The 5,000-nt window shown below is 52.3% G+C and carries 1 protein-coding gene, 1 tRNA gene, 2 rRNA genes and 1 pseudogene (1 of these 5 running past the window's edge); 3 read left to right on the plus strand and 2 right to left on the minus strand.

Features of this window, described 5'->3' with window-relative positions:
* The first annotated feature begins 242 nt into the window (after positions 1-242).
* From HUO14_RS11985 to HUO14_RS11995, 3 genes are all read left to right on the plus strand, one after another.
* A 23S ribosomal RNA gene (locus HUO14_RS11985) occupies positions 243-3,045 on the plus strand.
* A 174-nt stretch (positions 3,046-3,219) separates the two neighbouring features.
* A 5S ribosomal RNA gene (rrf, locus tag HUO14_RS11990) occupies positions 3,220-3,334 on the plus strand.
* Between the two features lie 136 nt (positions 3,335-3,470).
* Positions 3,471-3,547 (plus strand) — tRNA-Met (locus HUO14_RS11995).
* A gap of 304 nt (positions 3,548-3,851) precedes the next feature.
* Here HUO14_RS11995 and HUO14_RS12000 read toward each other — a convergent pair.
* Both HUO14_RS12000 and HUO14_RS12005 read right to left on the minus strand, forming a co-directional pair.
* Positions 3,852-4,784 (minus strand): glutathione S-transferase family protein, encoded by a 933-nt coding sequence (locus tag HUO14_RS12000; protein WP_343046102.1) that lies wholly within the window; start codon positions 4,782-4,784, stop codon positions 3,852-3,854.
* 52 nt (positions 4,785-4,836) lie between these two features.
* A pseudogene (locus HUO14_RS12005) lies at positions 4,837-5,000 on the minus strand (IS3 family transposase); its annotated part runs 19 nt beyond the window's last position; the annotation flags it as partial.

Below are 5,000 nucleotides of genomic sequence, written 5' to 3' on the forward strand. Positions count from 1 at the left end.
TGACATTGTGAATGGGTTTTTTTAATCGATGCCGTGGCAATTTTGCGGTTTCGGTTCGGCGGTTTTCCGTCGGGTTGAAACACATAATTGGCACAAGTATTCAAATTATTTGAATTACTAAAAGGCTGAGTAATTAATTGTCCGCACTATACAGGCAAGGCCGAATTGGTCATCTGAAGCGCTTTTTTATGCAAGGAGCGTGGGAGGATTGGTCCAATCTTGTTGTTGGTGGTGTGGATTCTCAAGCGTGAGGTAAGAGCATTTGGTGGATGCCTTGGCACATACAGGCGATGAAGGACGTGGCACGCTGCGATAAGCGTTGGGGAGATGTGAGCAATCTTTGATCCAGCGATTTCCGAATGGGGGAACCCATCCTCACCATTTACTTTTGTTTTGAAGTCTTTCGAGATGACAAAATGAGAGTAAATGGGGAAGGATATTACCGAGTTGAATAAAATAGACTTGGTGAAGCGAACCCGGCGAACTGAAACATCTCAGTAACCGGAGGAAAAGACATCAACCGAGATTCCGTTAGTAGTGGCGAGCGAACGCGGACCAGGCCAGTGCCTGATTGTAAATTAGCAGAACATTCTGGAAAGTTTGACCATAGTGGGTGACAGTCCCGTATGCGAAAATGATCAATCAGGACTCGAGTAGGGCGGAACACGTGAAATTCTGTCTGAACATGGGGGGACCACCCTCCAAGCCTAAATACTCGTATGTGACCGATAGTGAACAAGTACCGTGAGGGAAAGGTGAAAAGCACCCCGATTAGGGGAGTGAAATAGTACCTGAAACCGAATGCTTACAAGCAGTGGGAGCCCCCTTGTGGGGTGACCGCGTACCTCTTGCATAATGGGTCAGTGACTTAATCTATCTAGCAAGCTTAAGCCGTTAGGTGTAGGCGCAGCGAAAGCGAGTCTGAATAGGGCGACTGAGTTAGATGGATTAGACCCGAAACCCGGCGATCTAGGCATGACCAGGTTGAAGGTGCGGTAACACGCACTGGAGGACCGAACCATTTAATGTTGAAAAATTATTGGATGAGTTGTGTTTAGGGGTGAAAGGCCAATCAAGCCGGGAAATAGCTGGTTCTCCGCGAAAACTATTGAGGTAGTGCCTCGGATGTTTTCCTATGGGGGTAGAGCACTGGATGGGCTAGGGGGTCGCGAGACCTACCAAACCTAACCAAACTCCGAATACCATAGAGACAAGTCCGGGAGACAGACGGCGGGTGCTAAGGTCCGTCGTCAAAAGGGAAACAGCCCTAACCTACAGCTAAGGTCCCCAAGTCATATCTAAGTGGGAAAGCATGTGGGAATCCCAAAACAACCAGGAGGTTGGCTTAGAAGCAGCCATCCTTTAAAGAAAGCGTAACAGCTCACTGGTCTAAATAAGGGTTCCTGCGGCGAAGATGTAACGGGGCTAAAGATATGCACCGAAGCTTAGGGTTCAGAATTTATTCTGAGCGGTAGCGGAGCGTTCCGTAAGCGGATGAAGCCGAAGGGTAACCGACGGTGGACGTATCGGAAGTGCGAATGCTGACATGAGTAGCGACAAACAGTGTGAGATGCACTGTCGCCGAAAGCCCAAGGGTTCCTGCTTAAAGCTAATCTGAGCAGGGTGAGTCGGCCCCTAAGACGAGCCCGAAGGGGGTAGTCGATGGGAACACGGTTAATATTCCGTGACCTGGTGGAATGTGACGGATCTCGTGTGTTGTCTGATCTTATTGGATTGATCAGGCTTCGAAGAGGTTCCAGGAAATAGCTCCACCATATAGACCGTACCCTAAACCGACACAGGTGGGCAGGTAGAGTATACCAAGGCGCTTGAGAGAAGTATCCTGAAGGAACTCGGCAAATTACCTCCGTAACTTCGGGAGAAGGAGGCCCTGTCAGAAGGCAACTTTTGGCAGGGGGCACAAGCTGGGGGGTAGCGACTGTTTAGCAAAAACACAGGACTCTGCTAAGTCGGCTTCAAGACGACGTATAGGGTCTGACGCCTGCCCGGTGCTCGAAGGTTAAGAGGAGGAGTGCAAGCTCTGAATTGAAGCCCGAGTAAACGGCGGCCGTAACTATAACGGTCCTAAGGTAGCGAAATTCCTTGTCGGGTAAGTTCCGACCTGCACGAATGGCGTAACGACTTCCCCACTGTCTCCAGGATATGCTCAGCGAAATTGAATTCTCCGTGAAGATGCGGAGTACCCGCGGTTAGACGGAAAGACCCCGTGCACCTTTACTGCAGCTTCAGAGTGGCATTAGGAAAGAATTGTGTAGAATAGGTGGGAGGCTTTGAAACTTGGGCGCCAGTCCGAGTGGAGCCATAATGTGAAATACCACCCTATTGTTTTCTGGTGTCTAACCTAGATCCGTTATCCGGATCAGGGACCCTCTGTGGCGGGTAGTTTGACTGGGGCGGTCGCCTCCTAAAGAGTAACGGAGGCGCGCGATGGTTGGCTCAGGACGGTTGGAAACCGTCTGTTAGAGTGCAATGGCATAAGCCAGCCTGACTGCGAGACTGACAAGTCGAGCAGAGACGAAAGTCGGTCATAGTGATCCGGTGGTCCCTCGTGGAAGGGCCATCGCTCAACGGATAAAAGGTACGCCGGGGATAACAGGCTGATGATTCCCAAGAGCTCATATCGACGGAATCGTTTGGCACCTCGATGTCGGCTCATCACATCCTGGGGCTGGAGCAGGTCCCAAGGGTTTGGCTGTTCGCCAATTAAAGTGGTACGTGAGCTGGGTTCAGAACGTCGCGAGACAGTTTGGTCCCTATCTGCCGTGGGCGTCGATAATTGAGAGGAGTTGACCCTAGTACGAGAGGACCGGGTTGAACATACCTCTGGTGTACCAGTCATGCCGCCAGGCGTGCAGCTGGGTAGCTATGTATGGACGGGATAACCGCTGAAAGCATCTAAGCGGGAAGCCTCCCTCGAGATAAGTTATCATAGAGTCGTGGAAGACCACCACGTTGATAGGCTGGGTGTGGAAGTGCGGTAACGCATGAAGCTAACCAGTCCTAATTACTCAATTCGCGCTTGTAGAATCCCGCCATCAACAACAATGTTGGAAACAGCATGTTGTCTGATTGAACGGACAATTAAGCTCGGCCCATGGTCAACATGCACGGATATTACCCCTCGGGATATATCCGGGCGTGATCTTGCCAACATCGATTAAAAGACCCGTGATTACAGCTTATGCGCCTGCTTCATTGCTTGGTGGCCATAGCGCCTGTGCCCCACCCGATCCCATCTCGAACTCGGCCGTGAAACCAGGTTGCGCCGATGGTACTTTGTCTCAAGGCATGGAAGAGTAGGACGTCGCCAGGCATTGTAGCAGGCGCATTAAACTGTACCCACGAGGAAATAACCCATTCACCTTTTCAAAAGCGGCCTGTCCCCAAAAGGGCTGGCCGCTTTTTTGATTTTTGCAGACCAGCCCCACAAGGCGGTCCGCAAATGTTGGCGCGGGATGGAGCAGTCCGGTAGCTCGTCAGGCTCATAACCTGAAGGTCGTAGGTTCAAATCCTACTCCCGCAACCAAACAAAAAAAGGCCCCGCTACATATAGCGGGGCCTTTTTTGCGTTCGAGCTGTAAGCATATAGTAAGCAGGCTGCGGCGTAGAGCAGCGTATTTAAGAGCAATAGCAAGGGTTTGTTTGTCTCGGTCTGGAAGTCCAAAGACCATACTGACTGATCGATTGTTTTTAAAACCTAGCATTTGCGCCCGATATTCTCTGGTTTTTAAGTTTTACCGTTATAAAATACACGGCATCCCTCCACTGGTCCAGCAGCACTAGCTCTCTCCCTTCGCTCAAGTTCTTTACAGCGACATTGCGGAATTGCGTCAATTCTGCACGGAAAATCCTATGCGCGGGAAATGAACAACGACCTGGCCGGCCTGGGGATCTTCGCGGCTGATCGAAACATGATGTTCGGATGAGCCCACGAGCAATCCATCGACCGCGTCGCGCCCATAGTCGTCGGCGGCGACAGTCACCCGCTTGCCTTCGAGCTCGGCGTCCCGGGGCGCAACCGTGCCTGCCATCGGCTCGGTGGTCCGCGCAATATCGAGTGCGTCCTCGCGGCTCACTGCGGACCGCTTGCCATGACCAATCGCCTTTACCCTCTCCAACCATTCAGGCACGTGCGCTATGCTCTCGAACAGACTTGCCGCTGTTGGAAAGGCAGAGTGGATGAACCACAAGTTGTAATAACCATTCGCATCAACCAGTCCGGCGCGGTCACCAGTCAGAAACCTGCGCCCATCCGCAAGCTGATCGGACAGCAAAGCGACATGTGCTCGCAACTGTGCTTCCATGTGAGGGACAGCCGCCTGCATGGCGGCGGGGTTAAACGGACGGCCGGAAAGGGCGGCGCGGTCGTTTATAAAAGCAGCCGGGACTTTGTCGCCGAGCCCTCCGAAGATAATCGCGACCGCTGCTTGGAATACCGCGCGGTCAGACCACATCGCATTGGCATGGGCCAGGCCGTGGTCGCCCTGCGGAAACAACGTTGGTTCAGGAAAGCGTCGTTCAAGTTCCCGGACGATTAGCTGGCTGTCACAGTAAATGTCTGCGCCGATCTGCATGACCGGAATACGGCGATATCCGCCCGTCAGGGCCACAAGTTCAGGCTTGGGCATGATGACCGGTTGATCGACAGCAGCCCAGGCCAGCTTCTTGATGCCAAGGCAAACGCGCACTTTCTCCGAAAATGGCGAACTATCATATTGATGAAAAAGAATGTCAGGCATCGTCGACCTTTCCGGAATTACCACCAATCGATGAAGGATTTAACCGAAGCGGTCAACTTGGTCCCCCGCAGCGAGTGTAATACTGGCTCTGCGCGATACCTTCCTTCCGGTACAGCTCTGCGATACTATCATCTCCGCGCAGGCCTTCCAGCATGATCCTAATCTTGTCTTTAGCTGAGAAGTGTCGAAGCGTGGCGCGGCGGATGTCATTTACTAACCGTTCAGCACTTGCTTTGGGTT

The organism is Parasphingorhabdus flavimaris, from assembly GCF_013371215.1.
GTDB lineage: Bacteria > Pseudomonadota > Alphaproteobacteria > Sphingomonadales > Sphingomonadaceae > Parasphingorhabdus > Parasphingorhabdus flavimaris.